Source organism: Sphaerisporangium rhizosphaerae, assembly GCF_042665155.1.
In the GTDB taxonomy this organism is placed as follows: Bacteria; Actinomycetota; Actinomycetes; order Streptosporangiales; family Streptosporangiaceae; genus Sphaerisporangium; species Sphaerisporangium rhizosphaerae.
This window is the reverse complement of sequence record NZ_JBHTCG010000044.1, coordinates 14,184-34,075: the sequence shown is the minus strand read 5'-3', so window position 1 is coordinate 34,075 and position 19,892 is coordinate 14,184. Positions and strand designations below refer to the sequence as shown.

Here is a 19,892-nt window from a genome sequence, read left to right as displayed (position 1 = left end):
GACCCCGGGAGGTGGGCGATGAGTGCCGATGACTGGCATGTCGCGGACGACGACTTGCGGGCATACGCCGACGGTGCGGCGCGGCCGCCGTGGCGGTGGTCGACCGAGGCGCACCTCGGGACCTGCCCGCGCTGCCGCCAACGGCTGGCGCAGCACGTCGACCCGGCCGCGGTCCGCGCCGGCTGGGCGCGGCTGGACGCCGAGCTGGACGCCCCCCGGCCCGGCCCGGTCGAGGCGCTCCTGGTGCGGCTGGGCGTGGCGGCGCACACCGCACGGCTGCTGGCCTGCACGCCGGGGCTGCGCAGGTCGTGGCTCGCCGCGGTGGGCTTCGCCCTCGCGGTCACCACGGGCGCCGCGCACCTAGGCCGGTCGATGACGGTACCGATCCCGCTGCTCGCGATCGCCCCGCTGCTCCCGCTGATCGGCGTGGCGATCTCGTTCGGCCCACGCGTCGACCCCAGTTACGAGCTGGCCGTCGTCGCGCCCTTGCACACCTTCCGCCTGCTGTTGCTGCGCTGCGCGGCGGTGCTGTCCACGACCACGGCGCTGACCGGCGTGGCCAGCATCGCGGTGCCGGCGTACGGCGCGGTGGTCCTCGGCTGGCTCGCCCCGTCGCTGGCGTTGACCTTGCTGAGCCTGGCCCTGATGCCTCGGTTCGGCCCGGTCGCGGCGCCCCTCGCCGTGGGGTTCGGTTGGCTGGCGCTGCTGGGGGCCACCGTGCAACGCACTACCGGCGAGTCTGTCCTGTTCACCGCGCCCGGCCAGGCCGGGCTCGCGGCCGGTGCCGCCGCGGCGGCGATGGCCCTGTGGAAGGTCCGCGCCGCCTTCGATACCACCCACCATCTGGGGCGCGTCGCCGACCCGGGCACGAGGAGGACGATGTGACGACGGTGCGGGCCGAAGGAGTGTCGCTGCGGTTCGGGCGCACGACAGCCCTGGAAGAGGTGTCGTTCGCGCTGCACGACGGGGTCACCGGGCTGCTCGGGCCGAACGGCGCGGGCAAGACCACGCTGCTGCGCATCCTCGCCACCGCCATCCCGGCAGATGCCGGGCGGTTGCGCATCCTTGGCGTGGATCCGCGCGGCGCCGCCGGGCGGCTGGCGGTCCGGCGGCGTCTCGGGTACCTGCCGCAGAACCCCGGCTTCCACCAGCACTTCACCGCGTTCGAGTTCGTCGACTACATCGCGATCCTCAAGGAGATCGTGGACGGCCGGCACGACGAAGTACGCCGGGTGCTGCACGCGGTCGGCCTGGACGACCAGCGCGGCAAGAAGATCAAGGCCTTGTCCGGGGGTATGCGCCAGCGCGTCGGGTTGGCCGCGGCGCTGCTCGACGACCCGGCACTGGTGATCCTCGACGAACCCACCGTCGGCCTGGATCCCGAGCAGCGGCTGCGGTTCCGCGAGCTCATCGCGCATATCGGCGAAGGTCGCACCGTTCTGCTGTCCACCCACCAGACCGAGGACGTGGCCACCGTATGCCAGCGCGTCATCGTCTTGAACCAGGGCCGGATCCGGTTCGAGGGCGAGCCGGTGGCGCTGGCCGGCGTGGCGCGCGGCCGGGTGTGGACCAGCCCGGCCCGCGCGGATGGCGCGCTCGCCGCGTGGCGCACCGGCAACGGTGACTACCACAACATCGGCAACCCGCCGTCCGACGCGCGGCTGGTCGATCCGAGCATCGAGGACGGGTACCTGATGTTGATCGACGCCGCGAGCCTCGCGGGGCGTGCGGCATGACCGCGGTGCCGGCCGAAGCATCCGGCACACCGGCGGTCGACGCCGCCGCGCCGCGCCGGGCCGTCCTGGCCCTGGCCCGGGTGGAGACGGTACGGATGCTCCGGCACCCGATGACGGTCGCCGCGACCCTCTTGCTGGCCGGCAGCTGGGTGGCCGCCTGGTTCGCGATCGGGACCACCCGCTACCCCGTGCTGCAGCAACTCGACCGCGACAGCGCGATGGGCATGATGATGCTGCTCGGCGGCGCCGCACTGATCGTCGGCAACCTCGCCGTGCTGCGGACGCACCGCGACGGCACCACGGGCCTGAGCCAGGTACTCATCCTCCCAGATCACGGGCGTACCCTCGCGCACCTGCTCGCCATACTCCCGCCGGCCGTGGTCGGCGCCGTCCTGATCCTCGCCCGCATGGCGGTCCTCGCGGTCTGCGCTCCGGCTGCGGGCCACCCGAACCCGTACGAGCTCGCGATCGGGCCGGCCACCGTCCTGCTGCTCGGCGCGCTCGGCGTGCTGCTGGGCCGGCTCACCCGCTCGGCGGTCGTAGCACCCCTGGCGCTGCTCGTCCTGCTCGCCGGTCTCGTCGCACTCGAGCCGCTCACCAACGGCGGCGGAAAGACCCTGTGGCTGACACCGCAGGGCGGGGCGGCCCTCGAGATGCCCACGCCGGTATCCCTGATGGCCCGCCCGGCCGCGGCCCACCTCGGCTACCTCCTCGGCCTGGCCGGGCTGCTGGCCACCGCCGCCGTGCTGGGCGCCGGTGCTCGTGGCGTCCGGGTGGCCGTGGCCGCGGCGGTGGCGCTGGTCTGCGCGGTGGCGGGCGGTACGGCACAGCTGTCCCCGCCGGATCGCGCCGTCGCCGCGGCCCGGACCGCGGTCATGAACCACCCGTCCCAGCACGAGACCTGCCGGGACCTCGGCCACGTCACCTACTGCGCCTTGGCGGGATTCAGCCGCTGGATCCCCGCGTGGAACACGGTCGTGCAGGCTGTCGTGGCCCGGGTACCCGCCACGGCCCGGTCCACGCAGCTCACCGTCCGGCAACGCATCGTGGTCCTGGCCTTCGACCGCGGGACCACGCCGGAGCAGCTGCTCGCCGCGTGGCGGGCGGACGACGCCGCCGCCGGCACCCCCAGGGCGGTCGGCATCGGCACCCAATGGGGTGACAGCCGCGCCGCCGCCGACCTCGCCGCGCAGGTCGCCTACCGGCTGGTCGCCGACGAGCCCGGCGAGCCCGGCGAGGCGCGCGACGGCGCCACCGCCTGCGGCGGCGCGGGCGTGCTGGTCGTGTGGCTCGCCGGGCAGGCCGGCACACAGGCCGGCACCGGGCTGCGCCTGCTTGCCGAGGAGGCGCGCGGTGAACGGGGTGGCGTCTCGTTCTACGAGACGCAGCTGTTCCCCACCGTCTACGTACCGGCGCCCGAACTCACTGTGGCGACGCAGGCGCTGGCCCGCCCGCGAGCCGACATCGCCGCCCGCGTCCAGCAGTCCTGGGCCACGCTGACCGCGCCCGGCACAACCGCCGCGCAGGCCGCGCAGATCCTCGGCGTACCTGCCCCGGCCACGAGCACGGCCTGCCGATGAACACCAGGACCCTATTGCCGCTGCTGCGGTCCACCGCGCACGCCATCATGTGGCGGCCGATGCTGGCCGGCGCGGCCCTGGGACCGGCCATCCTGCTGGTACCCGAGGCGCTGACCGCAAGGCTGACCGGTACCCACCTGACCAATCTGGCCCGCATCGCGGCGGTCTGCGTCGCGCTCGGCGCGGCGTTCCTCCTCGACGACCCCGCGACCCGCAGCATCCCCACGGTGCCTACTTCACGTCTGGCTCGCAACCTGGTTCGGGTCACGCTGGCCGTGCCGGTCGTCGCGCTGTGGTGGCTGCTCGGTCTCGGCCTGGCGAAGACGACCGGCCACCACGCGGCCACCGCGCACCTGCCCGTCGGCGCGTTGACGCTGGAGGCGGCGACCCTGCTGGCCGCCGCCCTGGCCCTGGCCGCCATCGCACAGCGGCGCACCGCCGACGGGAACACGGGCGTCATCGCGGCGCCGGCCGTGCTGCTACTCGCAGCCGTCGCCTGGTTCCTGCCACACCCGGTGGCCCTGATCCTCACGCCCACCGACCCGTACTGGACCGTGTCGCACTACCGCTGGGCTGCCGTTCTCGCGAGCGTGCTCGTGGCGTTCCTGTGGGCCGGCCACGAGCGGGAACGGCGGCGGGTTCCGCGCGGATGGCGGCTGCCCATCATCGCCGGTTTGGTGTCGCTGCTGGGAGCGGGTACGGCGTTCGCCTTCCGCAGCGACAGTGCACAGCGCACCGCGACGCCGTCGGGGGGCATCGGCACCGCAACGCATGCGTGGAGAAAGATCGTGCCGGGAGGCGAGTGCCAGTGTGCCGACGGTGGCGGATTCTCCTTCTGGGAACGGCAGGCCGATCCGACCAGGGTCGTGCTGTTCCTCAATGGCGGAGGCGTTTGCTGGGACGCCGAGATGTGCGCCTTCACCAGCACCGGCAAGGCGGGCGAGAACGACTTCTACGACTGGAACGACCAGGGCGGCGAGAGACCGTACGACCAGAAGTCCGGCTTCTTCGACCTGACCCAGGCCGACAACCCGTTCGCCGGATACTCGATCATCTACCTGAGTTCCTGCACCGGCGACGCGCACCTCGGCAACGTCGCCCAGGAGTACGCACCGACGCTGACCGTCCAGCACCGCGGCTATGTCAACGGCACCGCGGCGCTCGACTACCTCGCCACGCGCTATCCGAGCGCCGCCCAGGTCGTCGTCATGGGCAAGACCGCAGGGTCGATCGCCGCTCCCCTCTACGGCGGTCTGGTCGCCGACCGGCTCCCGCACGCCAAGGTCACCGTGTTCGGTGCACAGTCCGGCGCCTGGCCTGACAATCCCGACTTCAACGCCAAGGTCCTCGGCAAAGCGTGGGGTGCCTATGACGCCGTGCCCGCCTGGGCGGTCGGCGGGCTCACCGTCCGTAACTGGGGCATCCCCCGGTTCTGGATCCAAGCCGCCCATCATGCTCCTGAACTCGTCCTGTCCCGCTTCGACTACGCCTTCGACCCCGCCGCCGCGATGGAGGTGACCACATGGATGCCCGGGAACCCACCGAACCTCCTGGCCGTCATCGACGCCAACGAGAGCGCGATCGAGACCGCCGGGGTGACCCTGCACAGCTACACGGCACCCGGCGCGCGTCACGGACTCTTCGAGTTCGACAGGTTCTACGACCTCAAGGTCCACGACGTCCGCTTGATCGACTGGCTCAGACAGCTCACAACCGGCAAACGGCCCAGCGACGTCCACTGCGACAAATGCAACCAGTGATAGCCGATGTGACCGCCGAGCTTCTCCAGTGCCGGGGTGAGTCTGTGGCGGATGGCCAATCCGCCCAGGAAGTGCTCGCCGTCGGCCCACCACAAGGTGGTCATCGGCACGAATCCGGGCCGTACGCCCGATGGGTTCCGCTCCCCGAGCACGCGCGCGGTGTACGCCTCGAAGGCCGCCGAGTCGACCAGAGCCCGCGGGTCGACGTCATCGACGAACCAGGGAACCGGATGATCGGGGTCGGCGCGGAACTCCGCCAGCGCGGCCACGAACGATGTCATAAACCTGCCGGTCGGATCGACGAGTTCTGGCACGGTGACCATGATGCCCGCGAGGATGGGCCGAGCCGAACCGTTGTCGACTCTCGCCGGGACGAGCAGACGCGCCGACCGGTTGAGGTGGATGAGGCGGGCCGACGACCCGGGCCGGGCGTCCGTCGCCGGGGTCAACGTGAAGTTCCACGCCCAGGCTGCGGCAGCAGCCCACGGCCTGGGCCGTCGCCAGGACGGCAGCACCGACCGCGTATGCGTGGCGGCGAAGGCTCGGGGCGGCCGAGGCTCGGGGCGGCCGAGGCTCGGGGTGGCCGAGCGGGTGAAGGTGGTGGGCATCAGAGCGCTCTTCTTCAGGGGATGAGGATGGTCTTGCCGCTTGTGTGGCCGGCTTCGGCGTCGCGGTGCAGTGCCGGGAGTTCGGTGAGCGGGCGGGCTGCCGTGATGTCCACGCGCACCATGCCGCTGTCGATGAGGGTGATGAGTTCGGCGAGCTGGGCGGGGTCGTTGCGGGCGACGAAGTGCGTGGCCGTCACGCCGGTTCCGGCCGGGGGTTCCACCGGGATCGTGATCGAGACGATCGAACCGCCGGGACGGACGGCACGGCACAGCGCCTCCGCGGCGTCGGGCGGTATCGGGACGAGGTTGAACACCAGATCCACCGGGCGGTCCAGCGCCTGATGCGGCGGGACCCGTGTGTAGTCGATGATCTGCTCGGCGCCGTAGGCGCGGACTCGTTCGGCGCTGCGGGGGCCGGCGGTGGCGATGACGTGCGCGCCGGCATGGCGGGCCAGTTGGGCGGCGAACATGCCGACGCCGCCGCCCGCCCCGTTGATGAGGATCCGGGTGCCTGGTTCGACGCGGGCGTGTTCGAACAGTCCCTGCCAGGCGGTGAGGCCGGCGACCGGGATCGCCGCGGCATGGGCGATCGGAAGCGTGGAAGGAGCGCGTACCAGCCGGGCAGCGGTGGCGGTGAGGTAGTCGGCCGCCGCGCCGCCTTCGTCGAGACGGCCGACGACGTGGTCGCCGATCTTGAAGTGTTCGACGCCGTCTCCGGTCCGGACGACCGTCCCGGCGGCTTCGGAGCCGAGGGTGAACGGCAGGTCATGCGGGACGAAGTCCTGCATCATGCCGGCACGGAAGCCGACGTCCGAGAGGTTGAACCCGGCGGCGGCCACACGCACCAGCACCTCCCCCGGTCCAGGGTACGGGCGGGGTACCTGCTCATGGCGGATCACGTCGGGCCCGCCGAAGGCGTGGACGCGCGCCGCCATCATCGACGCGCCCGGACTCTTAACGGGCCGGTCCGATACGGGTTCTGCTGTCATGAGTTTTCCTGTCTGCAGCGGCACCAGGCCCTCGCTCCGCACGGGTACCGCTCCTTGCTGATCTTTGAGTGATTCGACCGTAGGACCGATGCCTGAGACGGACAATGCGCGTTCATCTCGAATTCTTAAGAGAGCGTCTTCGCGGTGAGAAGCGTCGCTAGGCTCCGGGGATGGATGTGCTGAGCGATGTGATCGCCGTGATGCGCACCGGTGAGCCGCGATCTGCCCTGGTCGAATGGCCGGTGCCGTGGGGGCAGTGGTTCCGGACGGTGCCGGGAGCGGCGGGATTTCAGATCGTCTTGCGCGGCCCCTGCTGGTTCATCCCGGAAGACGGTGCCCCCTTCCCGCTGGCCGTCGGCGACGTGGTGTTCCTTCCGCATGAGAGCCGGCACGGCCTGGCCGACGCTCCGTCCACGCCCGTGGCCGACCACGTCTGTGATCCGCAGGAGGACGTCAGGTTCGAACGCAGATATGCCGCCGCACCGGCCGGCCGGGCGCGCGCCGGCTTCCCGGTCACGGTGACGTTGTGCGGGGCCTACCAACTCGACGCCGCTCGCGCTCACCCGCTGCTGAACGATCTGCCTCCGCTGCTGCACCTGCCCGCACGGCCCGGGCGCCATCCCCGGCTGCGCGCCGCGGTCGATCTGCTCCGCGCGGAACTCGAAGAACCCCAGCCGGGCACCGGCGCCCTCGTGCCCGCTCTGCTGGACACGCTGTTGCTCTACATCCTGCGGGCATGGCTCGCCGACCAACCGGTGGGCGGCGGGGCCACCGGATGGGCGGCCGCGCTCGCCGACCCGGCCATCAGCACCGCCCTTGAGGCAATCCACCGCGATCCCGCGCACCCTTGGAGCGTCGCCGGCCTGGGCGCACACGCGGGACTGTCGCGCGCCGCCTTCTCCCGTCGTTTCACAGCGCTCGTGGGGCGGCCACCGCTGGCTTACCTGACCTGGTGGCGGTTGACGACCGCGATGCGGCTGCTGCGCGACTCCGACGCTCCGCTGAGCGTCGTGGCGGAACAGGTGGGATACGGCTCGGAGTTCGCCTTCGCCAACGCGTTCAAACGCGAATTCGGCCTCGCGCCCGGACGCTACCGGCGCGACAGCCGCTCGTCCGACCGGCCGAACCTGGACGCGACCGACATGATGATCTAGTAGCATGCCGGCTCAGCGGACCTTGGCATGTCAGAGGAGAGGGCGGGACGCGCTGCCTTCGGTGTCTCGAACCGCCTGACCGGAGGAGCCGATGCTGGGATGACGGCAGAGCGACCGATGCCCACACAGGACGACGTGGTCGGCTACTTCGACACGCTGTCGAACTGGGGACGGTGGGGTGAGGACGACGAGCTCGGCACTCTGAACCACATCACCGACGACGTCCGGCTGGCGGCGGCGCGGGCCGTGCGCCACGGCAGGAGCGTCTCGTGCGCGTGGGAGGTCGCCGTGCCGGAGGAGATGGAGCGGTCGACGACCACGTGCCCGTGCGCCGCCGACATGCCGGGCGCCGAGAACATGCCGGCGCCCGGGTTCCGCAACGACCGGCGCTGGGGCTTTTCGACCGAGCGTCTCGGCATCACCTTCCACGGCAACACCCTCACCCACCTCGACTCGCCGTGCCACATCTACTGGGACGGCACGATGTACAACGGGCGGCCGCACTCGCTGGTCGACGCCGCGACGGGATCGTCGTGGGCGTCCGTCACGGCGGCGGCGAACGGGATCATCACGCGTGGTGTCCTGCTGGACATCGCGAGCGCGCGGGATGTGCCGTGGCTGGAACCGGGGCAGGGCGTGTTCCCCGACGATCTCGAGGAGGCCGAGCGCCGCCAGGGTGTGCGGGTGCAGGCCGGCGATGCGGTACTGCTGCGGACCGGCCATGGCCGCGTCCGGCACGAGACCGGTGCGGCCGGCGGTTTCACGCAGGCCGGCTGGCACGCGTCCTGCCTGCCGTGGCTGCATGAACGGCAGGTCGCGCTGATCGGCGCCGACACCCCTCAGGACGTGCAGCCGTCGGGGTACGAAGAGGTGTTGATGCCGGTCCACGCCGTGAGCCTGGTCGCCATGGGTCTGTGGATGCTCGACAACTGTGACCTGGAGGCGTGCGCGACGACGGCCGCCGACCTCGGCCAGTGGGACTTCCACCTCGCGGTCGCGCCGGTCCGCTTCGCCGGTACGTCCGGCAGCCCGGTCAACCCGATCGCCACATTCTGACCGCGGCCCGCGCCGACCGGACCTGTGCGGCACATCCGATCGGCGCGGCCGGCTACGCGCGAAGCCGGTGGTCGGTTCCGGTCACGGCACCAGGCCCCGCCGCTCGAGACGGGTCCGTGGACGCCGTGGGTGAGGACGGCGACGGATCGCCGACCGGTGATCATCGCTGATGCCCTGGCCGGTCATGGCGTCACGACCAGTCGCCTGCCTTTGAGGTCGGTTCGCTGCCAGGCGGTCTCGATGTCGCTCAGCGGGACCTTCTCCACGTCGAAGGTGAGCTCGCCGGACCGCGTCCACGTCACGATCTGCTGGTACACCTCTTCCATGGTCTGCGGGTCGAGCCCCTTGGCCGCGCCGTAGATCTCCACGCCGGACGTGCGCAGGCTCGAAGCGGCGAGGGCGAGCTCACTGCCGGCCGACTCGCCGATCTGGACCACCCGGGTCGGCTTGCCGAACGCGAACGACCTCGGCACCAGCGCGCGCAGCAGGATCTCGCTGGGCCTGCCCCACAGGTAGTCCACGACGACGTCGTAGCCGCCGTCCCCCTTGGCGTCGAGGTACGCCTGCGCCAGAGCCTCGTCGGAGACCGCGGTGTTGATCACCGTGTCGGCCCCGATGTCCTGTACCTCGCGCAACTGGTCGTCGTCGCGGCCGGTGGCGACGATCCGGCCCGCGCCCAGCAGCCGGGCCACCTTGACCGCGAGCCGCCCGGCCACCCCGGTGGCGCCCTGCACCAGCACCGTCTCCCCGGGAACGAACCCGGCGGCCGCTTTCATCGACATCGCGGTGATGGCCGAGGCCATCACGGTCGCCACGGCCGGGTCGACGTCGTCGGGGATCGGCACGTAGGAGCCCTGGGATACCACGGCCTTCTCGGCGAGCGCGCCGTAGGGCAGGCGGATGTCGCCGAACCCGACGAGCGTGCCGTCCGGGAGGGCGCCGATGCCGTCGAAGGCGGGGATCACCGGGAACCGGCCGAGGTACTTCTCGCCGGCGTAGTGCGTGCCCGCCGCGATCGCCTTGTCGACGTTCTCGACGGCGACCGCCTTGACGTCGATGATCACCTCGCCGTCGCCGGCCACCGGATCGGGGAAGTCCTCATAGCGCGGGATGCCGCCGGCCTCGTGGAGCACCGCCGCCTTCATCCCAGCTCCTGACCGAATAAACGGGCGATCCGCGTCTGCCACGCCGCGAGCACGCGAGGCGGACGGGCCGGAGCGTGGTTGAACCCATGGTGGTGCGCATGGTGGTGCGCACTGTGGGGCGCGCCACCGTGCGAACGGTGGTGCGGGAGCGAGTGCCGCCACCCGTGGTCGTGGCGGACCCGGCCCTGATGGCCGGCCGGCCGCTCGGTGTGCACGGGGATGCCAGGTATGCGATGGGTCGCCCAGTGCAGCAGGCCGCGGAGCGAGTGCCGGTGTCTCATCGTTGCCTCCTCTGACGCGTCTCTCTATCACTGATAGAGAACTCTATCACTGATAGAGTGCGCAAGGGAGGTAGCGGAATTGGTTCTGGACAAGCAGCGGATCGTCACCGAGGCCGTCGCGCTACTGGACGCCGAGGGCCTGGACGGCGTGACGACGCGCAAACTGGCCGCCCGGCTCGGCGTACGGTCGCCGACGCTCTACTGGCACATTCCGAACAAGGCGGCGCTGGTCACCGCGATCGCCGAGGCGATCCTCGATCAGCAGTTCCCCGAGCTGGCATCGCCCGCGCCGGAGGAGTGCTGGCAGGACTGGCTGATCGGCCTGGCCGGGCGGCTGCGGCGTGCGTTGCTGACCCACCCGGACGGAGCCCGGATCATCGCGGCCTCCCAGTTGTCCCTCAAAATGGCCGCCATCTCCGAACTGGCGATGAGCACACTGGTCGGGCGGGGCATTCCCCTGCGGCGGGCTCGCCTGATCGTGTTGACGGTGTTGCGCTTCACCGTCGGCTACGTCCTGGAGGAACAGGCCGGCCGCCCCGACGCCGACGCCCTGGACGGCTTCGACATGGCCGCGTACGCCACGGCGTACCCCACCGTGATGGCCGGAGTGGCCGAGTACTTCCAACCCGGCCGCACCGTCGACGATCTGTTCCGCGACTGCCTGGAACAGATCATCCATGGCCCTGCCGCACAGTCCGGCCCCACGTCCTGACCGGTCGGCCGCTCCGCAGGCGAGTGAGCCCTGACACGAGCGCCCCGGGTCGCCCAGCAGAGCAGGCCGACATCGCCGCCGTCTCCATAGGCACTCGTCCGCAGGACGGCCGTCCCGGCGGGGAACATGCTGGACTTCCTCCGCAGGACTGGCACCTCAGGAAGTCGGGGGCCTCGGCGCCATAGTCGAACCGCAGGATCTCGCGAGCGTGGACGGCGGCGCTGCTGGCCAGGAGCACCTCGCCATCGACCGGGGTGGCCGGCCGGGTGATGGGTCGTTCGACGGCGGTGACGCGCAGCGCGTCGATGCGGTGCCGGAGCCGGGAGGGCATGACCTGCCGGATGGTGTTCAGTGCCCGTTCGCTCGGTCGCCGCCCCGTACGCCGGCTGACCACTGTCGCACGCATCCAGCGACGTGCTCGCCGGCGCCGGCACCACCCTCGACGACGAAGGGACGTCGAACCTGGCCGTAGCTGTCGGAACAGGGGCGAATCCTCACGCTGTCGCGGTGAGGAACTGCGTCTGGATCTGGATGGGGCGATCGGCCACGGTCACGTGGAAGTGGTCGACCGCCGCCACCTCGTCCGCGTCGTCCGCGTTGTCGACCCGCCAACCGGTCTTGGCGAACAGTGCCAGCCAGGCGTCGCGGGATTGGATCGTGTGCAGCGGTCCCGCGCCGCCGAACATGACGTCGTCCACAGTGGAGACGACGAGGTCGGAGTCGAGGTCGGCAGGGTGCACCTCGGCGGTCATGGCCAGGGTGCTCCCTGCCGCCGCGCGGTCGAAGAGCCCCGCCAGGAGTGACGCGACGTCGCCGGGTTGCAGGAACAGGGCGAGGTGCTCGGCGAGGAACAGGGTGGGCCAGTGGGCGTCGTGCCCGGCGCGCGCCAGGACCTCGGCGACATCGTCGGTGTGGAGGTCCACCGCGACCAGGGTGAGGTGCCCGGTGTCGGTGCCCGTCGCTTGCAGGCGGCGAGCCTTGTCCGCGACGATGCCGGGCAGATCGAGGTCGAAGAAGCGCACGCCGGAGTGCCGCAACCGCAGGGCGCGGTCGTCGTAGCCGGCGCCGAGGTTGACCACCTGGGTGACCCCCGCCGCGATGGCGTGCAGCACGAGTTGGTCGAAGTACGCGGCGCGGGGCGCCAGGAGTGCGAGGGACAGCGAGATGTCGCTGGGCTCGCCGTCCGGGCCGATGGCCCGCAACCCCTGGACGAGCGCACGCCCGGCGTCGGGGTCGCCTTCGGCGGTGGACGGCCGCTCCAACTCGGCGCGCCCGAGGGCGCACACCTCGCGGATCATCGTCAGCAGCGGATTCTCCCGCGTCATGGTCTGCTCCTTCGGTGCTGGACGCGTGCGTCCGGGCAGGTGCGATCGCGCGGCGGCACATGCCGCCACGGCGAGGAACGAGGAATAGGGAATAGGGAACGAGGAATGCGGTCCGACGGGCCCGGATCGGGCGGGCTACGCGTCACCCGGATCCGGCAGACCGGCGGTGATCTTGTCGAGCAGCGCCTGGAGGGTGGCTCGCTCCGACTCGGTCAGCGGCGCGAGGATCGATTCGTCCGCCGCGGCCATGGCCTCGTCGCGTCCGGCGATGAGCGCGACCCCGGCGTCGGTCGCGAAGACACGCTTGCTGCGTTCGTCGCCGTTCTCGAAGCGGCGTTCGACGAGTTCTCGCGCTTCGAGGCCGCGCAGGACGCCGGAGACGTTCGCCGCGGTCGTACGGGTCGCCCGCGCGATGTCGCGCTGGATGGCGCCGGGATTGGCGGCGAGATGGCTCAGCACGAAGGCCTGCTGCAAGCTGAGTCCTCGCGCGCGGATCCACTCCTGCCCCGCCCGCACCTGGGCCCAGTTGATGACCCTGAGACTTTTCAGGGGACTGGCGGGGAGGTCTTCGGGCTGATCCATACCTCGACCGTAACCATTAAGTGCTTAACAGTCAACTCCTTAAGCAACCCGGGCCATGCGGGACACCCTGCGGCGCTGCCCGCCGAAGCGGGGGTGCCGGCCCGTTCCGGGATGAGGTGCTTGCCCCCGTCGCCGGGACCCGGCTCCCCCAGGCCGCCGCCGCGATGCTCCGGCGCGATGAGGCGAGCCGCGCTCTGGCGCCACTGGAGAACGTCAGGGCTTCTGCCATCGAGCGAGACGTGGAAACCCAGGAAGCAATTGGCGTACACGAAACGGCGGCACCTGGAGCCCGGATTCGCCGGCATGCTCGCCGAATGGCGACGACAGGACAGGGAGATCGTCGCCGGACGCCAGGTCGGCAATGCGGGAGATCACCCGAATTCGGCGTGTTCATCGTCTTTTGGCCGTTACCGCCTCTTCGCCGGTTGCTACGGAAACCCCTGTAATGCGCAAGGTGCCCTTGGCGATACGAAGGGGAGTCTTTCGCTGGTCTACTCCCTAGGGGCGATCATGACGTTCATTCCCCAGCCCGGCTGCCGGACCAACATCACTCAGCCGTCCACTCTGCCCGGGGACCCCACGGTCGTCCGCTGGACCAACGACGATGGCACCTACCGGCAGTTGACCTATGACGGCGGCGGGCGCCTTGTGCGGGTGCAAGAAGGCGGTGTGTCGGAGGGATCAGGCAGCACCATCGACCAGTACACCCTGCGGAACATCGACCCGGTCACGTGCGGCACGATCTCGACGGGGTCTGGATCGTGGATCCGCACCGCGGTCCCCGGTGGCGTGGACTCGCTGGAACGGCGCGAGATCACGACCGACAGGTCCGGCCTGGTAACCACGTCACAATATTCCCAGAAAGAAAAGACGGACTCGGATGGTCGCTATCACATTATCGGCGACAAAACGGTCACCACGATCGACGACGTCGGCAAAGTGGTCACCGACCGATATGAGGACGACCGGGCGATGCTTTCAGGGGGCCTGATCGAGGGAGAGAGCCTGCTGGAGGTCAGAGAGCATTTCGTGAACGGGAAAATGACCGACCGCAGCGCCAGTTTCACCGACAAGCCCGACAACCCAGGCCAAGGCAATCAGAGCACGACCGCGGTCGAATATCACAGCGACGGCGGTGCGACCATCCAGACGATCAGCCGAGAACCGGGTCGCCAGCCCGATGTGAAGACCACACGGGTGGACAAGGACGGCAACCCTTTGGAGTCTCCGCTGCCGGACGACGATGACCGCCCACGTCCTGCCCAGCCCAACCCGCTGGCCCTTGGTGACGATGACCAGATAGAACCCTCCGCGGAGTTCGAAGACAGAGCCAACTCCTTCACGGCGCCCGAGGAGGTGGTCAAGCAGAGCACGGCCCCAGGTTCAGGATGGCCGACGTCGGCGAGAGCCGGACGACAGGCCCTGTCTCACGAAGAGATCGTCGCCCGCGCCTTCGAGGGCCTCTATCCTGACCGGTGAGCGTCAGGGCGGGAAGGTGCCCACCCGCTTGACGGTGCGGATCACGGGCGCGGTCTCCAGTTCGCGCACACCGTGGAGCGGCGCGACCCGCTCGGTGAGGTAGCGGTAGAGGTCGCCCGTGTCCCGGCAGGTCACACCCGCCATGAGGTTGGTGGGGCCGGTGGTGGCCGCCACCACGTCGGCCTCGGGGTGGGCGGCCATGGCTTCGCCGACCGAGGCCAGGGCCGACGGCTCGACCTTCATCCACAGCCAGGCCTCGGCGTGGTAGCCCAGGGCCCGCGAGGAGATCTCGACGTCGAACCTGAGCATGTCGCCGGACCGCAGTTCGCCGAGGCGGCGTCGCACGGTCGTGTGCGACCATCCGGTGGCCGCCGCCAACTCGCCGTACCCGGCCCGCCCGTCCTGGGCCAGCACGCGCACCATGGCGTGATCCCGCACGCTCAGCGAGACCTCTTTCCGCTGCGGCAGAGCGGGCCGGATCCGCTCGGCCTGCTCGTCGGTGAGTACCGCGACCCGGCTGCGCCACCCGGCGAACATGTGCAGGGTCGCGTGCGCGGACATGCCCACGATGCGCGGCGTCCGCGGCAGCTTCTTCAGCAGCAGGGCGTCATCGTCCTGCTCGCCGCCCGCCTGGACGCCGCAGGCGATCTCGGTGCCGCCGGACAGCAGGCGGACCCAGACGGTGTCGTCGCGCCGGGCGATGGCCTGCGCCACCTGGCCTGCCGCGTCGGGAGTGCACACCAGGCGCACCGACCAGGAGGTGCGGCCGAAGCGCCGGCCGTCGAGCCAGCCGGCCACCCGCAGGACGCCGTGCGCGCGGAGCTTGCGGTAGCGGCGGGCGACGGTGTGCTCGGAGACGTCCAGCGCGTCGGCGATCGTGCGGAAGGAGGCGCGACCGTCGATCTGCAGCGCGTGCACGAGAGCGTAGTCCATCGCATCCAGCGTGCTAGTTATCGCCATATTTCATTCTTACAGGCTATTTATCGCGACGAAGTGGCACGTGAGGTGCGTGGTCGCCGGCATGACGGGACTCTTGGCGCATGAGCACTTACCTAGTTTTCGGCGCGACCGGCAACGTGGGCAGGAGGGTGGCCGAGCGGCTGGCCCGCGGTGGTGCCGCCGTACGGGCCACGAGCCGTACCCCTGAGGCCGCGAAGCCACCCCAGGGCGTCGAGGTGATCACTCCCGACCTGGAGGCGCCGGGCGCCCTCGACGACGTCGACGCCGCGTTCCTCATGTGGCCCTTCCACTCGGCCGAACCCGCCCGCCCCCTCGTCGACGCGCTCAAGCGCCGCGTCCGCCACGTCGTCTTCATGACAGGCGGCGGCGCACTGCCCGGAGTCGCGCCCGAGAAGCAACCCAACCCGGTCGCCCGCTGGCACGCCACCGTCGAGCGGCTGATCGAGCGGTCCGGCATGGACTGGACGGTGCTGAGCCCCAGCACCTTCATGGCCAACGCCCTGTGGTGGAGCACGCAGATCAAGGCGGGCGACAGCGTCCGCGGGGCCTTCGGCTCGCTGGCGATGACGCCGATCCACCAGGACGACATCGCGGCGGTAGCCGTACACGCGCTGACCGAGCCCGGGCACGAAGGACACCGCTACACCCTCACCGGGCCCGAGGTGCTGACCCAGGCGGAGCAGGTGCGGCTGATCGGCGAGGCCATCGGGCGCCCACTGCGCTGGCAGGAGCTGACGTTGGAGCAGGAACGCGCCAGGCTGCAGGCCGATCCCGGCTTTCCCGCCGGCTTCGTCGACGAGCTGCTCGACGGCTACACCACGATGGCCGCCGCCCCGCGTCCGCGGGTCACCTCCGCGGTGCCCGACATCACGGGGGCACCCGCCACGACACTGTCGGCGTGGGCCGCCGAGCACGCCGCCGCCTTCGGCGGGGCCCGGCGATGAAGGTGATCGTCACCGGCGCCGGCCTCGGCGGGCCGGCACTGCCTCACTTCGGCCGGCTCATCCCCGCGCTGCGCCTCTGCGAGCAGGAAAGAACGCTGGAGGCGTCACCCTCTGGCGGTCGCACGTCTCACCGAGGGTGTGGCACTACGCCGGGAACAGCCACCGCAGTGCGGTGAGGCTCTTGGTGAGGTAGCTGCCGTGGCCGGTGTCGATTCCGTAGGCCATGTCCTCGAAGACGCTGCACCTGGCGTAGAAGGCGGCGCGTGCGCTGATCGCCTCGGCCTCGTGGGCGCCGGTGCGGTACCTGCTCAGGGCCGCACGTACGGCGAGGGGCCCGAGGTCGCGGTGGATGAGGCCGAAGTCATAGGCGGGATCGACGATCGCGGCGTCGCTCCAGTCGATGACGCCGGTCACCGCCCGCCCGGCCGGGTCGACCAGGACGTGTTCGATCCCCAGGTCGTTGTGGGAGAACGCCAGAGCGTGCCCGTCGGCGGGCGGCGGCGCGTCGAGGAACGCCTCCACCGCGTGGCGGTACACCGGCGGCACCTGGCCGGCGACCATGGCGTAGGTCTCTGCGGCCTCACGTAGCCACAGCTCCTTGGGCTGGTCATCGGTGTCCACCAGTTCGGCCATCCGCCCGATCGGAACACCGTGCAGCGCGTTCAGCAGCTCGCCCAGCGTCGCGGCGATGGCGGCGGTATTGGCGGTGTCGGCCGATCGCCGCGACGCGGGGAGGTCGATGAGCGGTGTGCCGGGGAGTTTGAAATAGGCCAGGCAGCCCTCCTCCGCGACCGTGAAGCTCGGCGCGGGGACGGGCAGCGGTGAGATGTCCGCGACGGCCGCCAGAAGGCCGGCCTCGTCCCTCACCTGCGCCGCCCGGACCGCCGGGTCCGGCTCCTTGGAGAAGCGTACGATCAACTCGCCGTTGACCTCGTAGGCGATGTTGTCCTGACCTTCGCCGAGGAGCACCACCGAGTGGACCCGATAGCCGGGCAGCCGCATGGCCACGACATCCTGGACGTCTCCGGCACGATCGCGGCTCCGGCTCTCCATCCCGCGACTCTAGTACGGCGCCGGGAAGCCGGAGTACAGCCATCAACGGTGAGCAGATGATCCGCGGTCTGCGGAGGGACGGCCTGTTCCACCGAGACCGGCGGCCCGTGGGGGCCGCCGGTGTGTGGGTCACGCGTCGACCGGTCCCATCAAGTCGACGTACGGGTCGCCTCGGTCTGCTCATCGTTGCGGGATTCGCCGACGGTTCCGTTCAGGAGGCGTGGCTGGTGTAGGAGAGGGTGGTGCTGCCCGGGTACGGCGCGCCCAGGTTGAGGTCATCCTTCGCGGCGTCGGTGAAGCCGCCGGTGGAGGGGGGCCAGTACAGCGTCAGCTTGCTCTTGTCGTGGACATTGGCGTTGGCGGTCTGGCCGCTGCTGACGAGCTTCAGGTGCCTTTCCACCGCCCAGGCGTAAGCGGCGCCGTAGGTGAGCTTGACAGCGCTCACGCCCACCCTGACGGTGAAGACGGCGTAGTACCTGCCGACCGACTGGCCGCTCTCTGGGGCGTTCAGGATGTGGTCGTGGAACTCTCCGGGCGCTAAATCGTCGTGCCAGGTGTAACCGAAGCACCTGGACAGGCTCAGCCCGGGATCGTTGACGCAGACGGTCGCGGCCGAGTCGACCGCCTTGACCGTGGCGGCGTGGGCGGCACCGGCCGGTCCGGCGAGAACGGCTCCGGCGGCCATCACGGCGGCGGCCAGGGACATCAGCGGGGATTTGACGGACATGAATTCTTCTCCATTCGATGCGTGTCCGATTCGACGTCCCCGACGGTAGGCGCTTCTAGAACTTTGTTCGGTGTCGAAATGCGCACTGCAGATGTGACGCCGGTCACAGCGGGACACACCTCCGCACTCCCCGGCTACACGCCGACCGGCGCTGATCCTCTGTCCGCGATCGTTCCGTCGTCGCGGCGGATCTCAGGCCGCCGGCAGGTGCCGGGCGAGGAAGTCGCGGATCAGCGCCGCCACCTGCTCGCCGGCGGTCTCCAGGAGGAAGTGGCCGCCTTCGAACAGGTGGATCTCCGCGTTGGCGGTGTCGCGGGCGAACGCGCGGGCCCCGTCCGGGCCGAAGAACGGGTCGTACTTGCCCCACGTGGCCAGCACCGGCACCTGCTTGCTCCGCAGCCACTCGTGCAGCGCCGGATACAGGGGCGGGTTGGTGGCGTAGTTCAAGAACAGGCTCAGCTGGACCTCCGCGTTGCCCGGCCGCGACAGGTAGGAGTGGTCGAGGTGCCAGGTGTCCGGGCTGACGATGCTCGGGTCCTCGACGCCGGTCACGTACTGGTCCCGGAGCGCCTCGAGGGTGAACAGCCCGCGCAGCGCCGCCTCGTTCTCCGGGGTCTGCTCCCGCTGGTAGCGCCAGATGCCCTGCCAGGTGTCGGCGACGAACCCCTCGTCGTAGCCGTTCCCGTTCTGGCTGATCACCGCGACGACCGCGTCGGGGTCGCGGATCGCCAGCCGCCACCCGATCGGGGCGCCGTAGTCCTGGACGCCGATCGCGTAGCGGGTCACACCCAGTTGCCCGAGCAGTCCGGCGGTGAGGTCCGCCAGCGCGTCGAAGCTGTAGTCGAACTCCTCGACCGGAGGCGCGTCGGAGAGCCCGAACCCGAGGTGATCGGGGGCGATGACCCGGTAGCCCTCCAGCCGAGGAATCAGGTCGCGGAACATGAACGAGCTCGTCGGGAAGCCGTGCAGCAACACGATCGTCGGCATGCCCGCCGTTCCGGCCTCGCGGTAGAAGAGTCGATGCCCCTCGACCGTCGCGTACCTGTGGTGCACCATCGCACTCATCGCCCTAACCCCCATAGTCACCTTTGTTGGTTAGACGGTAGGCATGGGAGTGTAACCTTGTCAAACAAGAATGGAGGTTAGAACGACGATGAAGGTCGAAAGCCTGGACGAGGGGCTGCTCCTGGCCCTGCTGAACACGACCCCGACCGTCGCCGGAGAGGTGACCGATCGTCTCGCCGACCCCGAGGAGGCCGGCGCCTGGATCGCGGAACACGCGGGCGAAGCGCATCTCGGCGAAGACCTCGCACTTCTGCGCTCGACCCGCGACACGCTCCAGGCACTGGTGCACGACCAGGCCACGCCGACGGCGCTCGCCCCGGCGCTCCACGGCGTCAGCTACCAGCCGTTCATCAGTGACACCGGCATCAGCTGGCGGCTCGCGACGCCTCGCGAGCACATCCTGGCGGCCCGAGCCATCGTGGCCTGGGACGCCCTCCGGCACACCGCCCCGGGCCGGCTCCGCGCCTGCGAGAACAAAGACGAGTGCACGCTCTTCTTCGTCGACCACTCCAAGAGCAACAGCGCCCGATGGTGCTCGATGGCCGGCTGCGGCAACCGCATGAAAGCGCGCCGCCACTACGAACGCCGGAAGAACGCCCCGACCATCACCTGACATCCCACCGCCATGACGGCCATGGCGCTCGGAGGCGGGCTGAACGTTTCAGCGCCGCGGCCCGGGCTCTTCTCGGTCGCCGATCGGCTCGCCGGGACCGCCAGGCGGTGGCGTTCGCCCAGG

General features: G+C 70.5%; 19 protein-coding genes. 10 read left to right on the top strand and 9 right to left on the bottom strand.

The features are described from left to right. Positions 1-18 precede the first annotated feature (18 nt). The 4 genes from ACFQSB_RS36735 to ACFQSB_RS36720 are packed head-to-tail and all read left to right on the top strand — an operon-like array spanning position 19 to position 5,076. On the top strand, positions 19-885 hold the full coding sequence (locus ACFQSB_RS36735; protein ID WP_380831684.1) for an anti-sigma factor family protein: 867 nt from the start codon (positions 19-21) through the stop codon (positions 883-885). Then, on the top strand, positions 882-1,736 hold the full coding sequence (locus tag ACFQSB_RS36730) for an ABC transporter ATP-binding protein (RefSeq protein WP_380831682.1): 855 nt from the start codon (positions 882-884) through the stop codon (positions 1,734-1,736). The genes ACFQSB_RS36735 and ACFQSB_RS36730 overlap by 4 nt, the downstream gene beginning before the upstream one ends. After that, a complete protein-coding gene (locus ACFQSB_RS36725) occupies positions 1,733-3,316 on the top strand; it encodes a hypothetical protein (protein ID WP_380831681.1) in 1,584 nt (527 codons plus the stop codon). The genes ACFQSB_RS36730 and ACFQSB_RS36725 overlap by 4 nt, the downstream gene beginning before the upstream one ends. After that, positions 3,313-5,076 (top strand): pectin acetylesterase-family hydrolase, encoded by a 1,764-nt coding sequence (locus tag ACFQSB_RS36720; RefSeq protein WP_380831679.1) that lies wholly within the window; start codon positions 3,313-3,315, stop codon positions 5,074-5,076. Before ACFQSB_RS36725 ends, ACFQSB_RS36720 begins: the two co-directional genes overlap by 4 nt. Here the strand turns inward: ACFQSB_RS36720 and ACFQSB_RS36715 are convergent. Both ACFQSB_RS36715 and ACFQSB_RS36710 read right to left on the bottom strand, forming a co-directional pair. Further along, on the bottom strand, positions 4,974-5,684 hold the full coding sequence (locus ACFQSB_RS36715) for a GNAT family N-acetyltransferase (RefSeq protein ID WP_380831677.1): 711 nt from the start codon (positions 5,682-5,684) through the stop codon (positions 4,974-4,976). The two genes, ACFQSB_RS36720 and ACFQSB_RS36715, sit on opposite strands and share 103 nt — an antisense overlap. Before the next feature lie 14 nt (positions 5,685-5,698). Beyond that, on the bottom strand, positions 5,699-6,673 hold the full coding sequence (locus ACFQSB_RS36710) for an NADP-dependent oxidoreductase (RefSeq protein WP_380831675.1): 975 nt from the start codon (positions 6,671-6,673) through the stop codon (positions 5,699-5,701). A 170-nt stretch (positions 6,674-6,843) separates the two neighbouring features. Between ACFQSB_RS36710 and ACFQSB_RS36705 the strand changes: the two genes are divergently transcribed. Together ACFQSB_RS36705 and ACFQSB_RS36700 are read left to right on the top strand one after the other, a co-directional pair. Beyond that, a complete protein-coding gene (locus ACFQSB_RS36705; RefSeq protein ID WP_380831673.1) occupies positions 6,844-7,827 on the top strand; it encodes an AraC family transcriptional regulator in 984 nt (327 codons plus the stop codon). 99 nt (positions 7,828-7,926) lie between these two features. After that, entirely contained in the window at positions 7,927-8,883 is a 957-nt protein-coding gene (locus ACFQSB_RS36700; RefSeq protein ID WP_380831671.1) for a cyclase family protein, read from the top strand. Between the two features lie 182 nt (positions 8,884-9,065). On the opposite strand, the gene ACFQSB_RS36695 is transcribed toward ACFQSB_RS36700, so the two are convergent. After that, positions 9,066-10,028 (bottom strand): quinone oxidoreductase family protein, encoded by a 963-nt coding sequence (locus ACFQSB_RS36695; RefSeq protein ID WP_380831669.1) that lies wholly within the window; start codon positions 10,026-10,028, stop codon positions 9,066-9,068. 360 nt (positions 10,029-10,388) lie between these two features. Between ACFQSB_RS36695 and ACFQSB_RS36690 the strand changes: the two genes are divergently transcribed. Next, the gene (locus ACFQSB_RS36690) at positions 10,389-11,021 is read left to right on the top strand and encodes a TetR/AcrR family transcriptional regulator C-terminal domain-containing protein (protein ID WP_380831667.1); all 633 of its coding nucleotides are present in this window, start codon (positions 10,389-10,391) and stop codon (positions 11,019-11,021) included. A 494-nt stretch (positions 11,022-11,515) separates the two neighbouring features. Here ACFQSB_RS36690 and ACFQSB_RS36685 read toward each other — a convergent pair whose 3' ends face one another. Then, a complete protein-coding gene (locus tag ACFQSB_RS36685; protein WP_380831665.1) occupies positions 11,516-12,346 on the bottom strand; it encodes a class I SAM-dependent methyltransferase in 831 nt (276 codons plus the stop codon). A 135-nt stretch (positions 12,347-12,481) separates the two neighbouring features. Further along, positions 12,482-12,928, bottom strand: coding sequence for a MarR family winged helix-turn-helix transcriptional regulator (locus ACFQSB_RS36680; RefSeq protein WP_380831663.1), 447 nt, complete (start codon positions 12,926-12,928; stop codon positions 12,482-12,484). A 303-nt stretch (positions 12,929-13,231) separates the two neighbouring features. Here ACFQSB_RS36680 and ACFQSB_RS36675 point away from each other — a divergent pair, with 303 nt between their 5' ends. After that, positions 13,232-14,407, top strand: coding sequence for a hypothetical protein (locus tag ACFQSB_RS36675; RefSeq protein ID WP_380831661.1), 1,176 nt, complete (start codon positions 13,232-13,234; stop codon positions 14,405-14,407). Between the two features lie 3 nt (positions 14,408-14,410). Here ACFQSB_RS36675 and ACFQSB_RS36670 read toward each other — a convergent pair whose 3' ends face one another. Further along, the gene (locus tag ACFQSB_RS36670) at positions 14,411-15,340 is read right to left on the bottom strand and encodes an Lrp/AsnC family transcriptional regulator (protein ID WP_380831659.1); all 930 of its coding nucleotides are present in this window, start codon (positions 15,338-15,340) and stop codon (positions 14,411-14,413) included. 107 nt (positions 15,341-15,447) lie between these two features. Between ACFQSB_RS36670 and ACFQSB_RS36665 the strand changes: the two genes are divergently transcribed. Further along, positions 15,448-16,311, top strand: coding sequence for an NAD(P)H-binding protein (locus ACFQSB_RS36665; RefSeq protein ID WP_380831658.1), 864 nt, complete (start codon positions 15,448-15,450; stop codon positions 16,309-16,311). 144 nt (positions 16,312-16,455) lie between these two features. Here ACFQSB_RS36665 and ACFQSB_RS36660 read toward each other — a convergent pair whose 3' ends face one another. The 3 genes from ACFQSB_RS36660 to ACFQSB_RS36650 all read right to left on the bottom strand — a co-directional run bounded on the left by ACFQSB_RS36660 (position 16,456) and on the right by ACFQSB_RS36650 (position 19,156). After that, positions 16,456-17,313 carry a phosphotransferase family protein gene (locus tag ACFQSB_RS36660; RefSeq protein WP_417774571.1) on the bottom strand — a complete coding sequence of 286 codons (858 nt, stop codon included), beginning with the start codon at positions 17,311-17,313 and terminating at the stop codon, positions 16,456-16,458. A gap of 262 nt (positions 17,314-17,575) precedes the next feature. After that, positions 17,576-18,091 carry a hypothetical protein gene (locus tag ACFQSB_RS36655; protein ID WP_380831654.1) on the bottom strand — a complete coding sequence of 172 codons (516 nt, stop codon included), beginning with the start codon at positions 18,089-18,091 and terminating at the stop codon, positions 17,576-17,578. A 192-nt stretch (positions 18,092-18,283) separates the two neighbouring features. Then, complete coding sequence (locus ACFQSB_RS36650) at positions 18,284-19,156, bottom strand: alpha/beta fold hydrolase (protein WP_380831652.1); 873 nt, start codon at positions 19,154-19,156, stop codon at positions 18,284-18,286. Positions 19,157-19,244: 88 nt separating this feature from the next. Here ACFQSB_RS36650 and ACFQSB_RS36645 point away from each other — a divergent pair, with 88 nt between their 5' ends. Beyond that, positions 19,245-19,769, top strand: coding sequence for a CGNR zinc finger domain-containing protein (locus tag ACFQSB_RS36645; protein ID WP_380831650.1), 525 nt, complete (start codon positions 19,245-19,247; stop codon positions 19,767-19,769). Positions 19,770-19,892: the final 123 nt, after the last annotated feature.

Bases quoted from the DNA above. Each gene is read 5' to 3' on its own strand.
- ACFQSB_RS36735 (WP_380831684.1), top strand. From the start codon at position 19: ATGAGTGCCGATGACTGGCATGTCGCGGACGACGACTTGCGGGCATAC.
- ACFQSB_RS36725 (WP_380831681.1), top strand. From the start codon at position 1,733: ATGACCGCGGTGCCGGCCGAAGCATCCGGCACACCGGCGGTCGACGCC.
- ACFQSB_RS36720 (WP_380831679.1), top strand. From the start codon at position 3,313: ATGAACACCAGGACCCTATTGCCGCTGCTGCGGTCCACCGCGCACGCC.
- ACFQSB_RS36715 (WP_380831677.1), bottom strand. From the start codon at position 5,684: ATGCCCACCACCTTCACCCGCTCGGCCACCCCGAGCCTCGGCCGCCCC.
- ACFQSB_RS36710 (WP_380831675.1), bottom strand. From the start codon at position 6,673: ATGACAGCAGAACCCGTATCGGACCGGCCCGTTAAGAGTCCGGGCGCG.
- ACFQSB_RS36705 (WP_380831673.1), top strand. From the start codon at position 6,844: ATGGATGTGCTGAGCGATGTGATCGCCGTGATGCGCACCGGTGAGCCG.
- ACFQSB_RS36700 (WP_380831671.1), top strand. From the start codon at position 7,927: ATGACGGCAGAGCGACCGATGCCCACACAGGACGACGTGGTCGGCTAC.
- ACFQSB_RS36695 (WP_380831669.1), bottom strand. From the start codon at position 10,028: ATGAAGGCGGCGGTGCTCCACGAGGCCGGCGGCATCCCGCGCTATGAG.
- ACFQSB_RS36685 (WP_380831665.1), bottom strand. From the start codon at position 12,346: ATGACGCGGGAGAATCCGCTGCTGACGATGATCCGCGAGGTGTGCGCC.
- ACFQSB_RS36680 (WP_380831663.1), bottom strand. From the start codon at position 12,928: ATGGATCAGCCCGAAGACCTCCCCGCCAGTCCCCTGAAAAGTCTCAGG.
- ACFQSB_RS36675 (WP_380831661.1), top strand. From the start codon at position 13,232: ATGCTCGCCGAATGGCGACGACAGGACAGGGAGATCGTCGCCGGACGC.
- ACFQSB_RS36670 (WP_380831659.1), bottom strand. From the start codon at position 15,340: ATGGACTACGCTCTCGTGCACGCGCTGCAGATCGACGGTCGCGCCTCC.
- ACFQSB_RS36665 (WP_380831658.1), top strand. From the start codon at position 15,448: ATGAGCACTTACCTAGTTTTCGGCGCGACCGGCAACGTGGGCAGGAGG.
- ACFQSB_RS36660 (WP_417774571.1), bottom strand. From the start codon at position 17,313: ATGCGGCTGCCCGGCTATCGGGTCCACTCGGTGGTGCTCCTCGGCGAA.
- ACFQSB_RS36655 (WP_380831654.1), bottom strand. From the start codon at position 18,091: ATGTCCGTCAAATCCCCGCTGATGTCCCTGGCCGCCGCCGTGATGGCC.
- ACFQSB_RS36650 (WP_380831652.1), bottom strand. From the start codon at position 19,156: ATGAGTGCGATGGTGCACCACAGGTACGCGACGGTCGAGGGGCATCGA.
- ACFQSB_RS36645 (WP_380831650.1), top strand. From the start codon at position 19,245: ATGAAGGTCGAAAGCCTGGACGAGGGGCTGCTCCTGGCCCTGCTGAAC.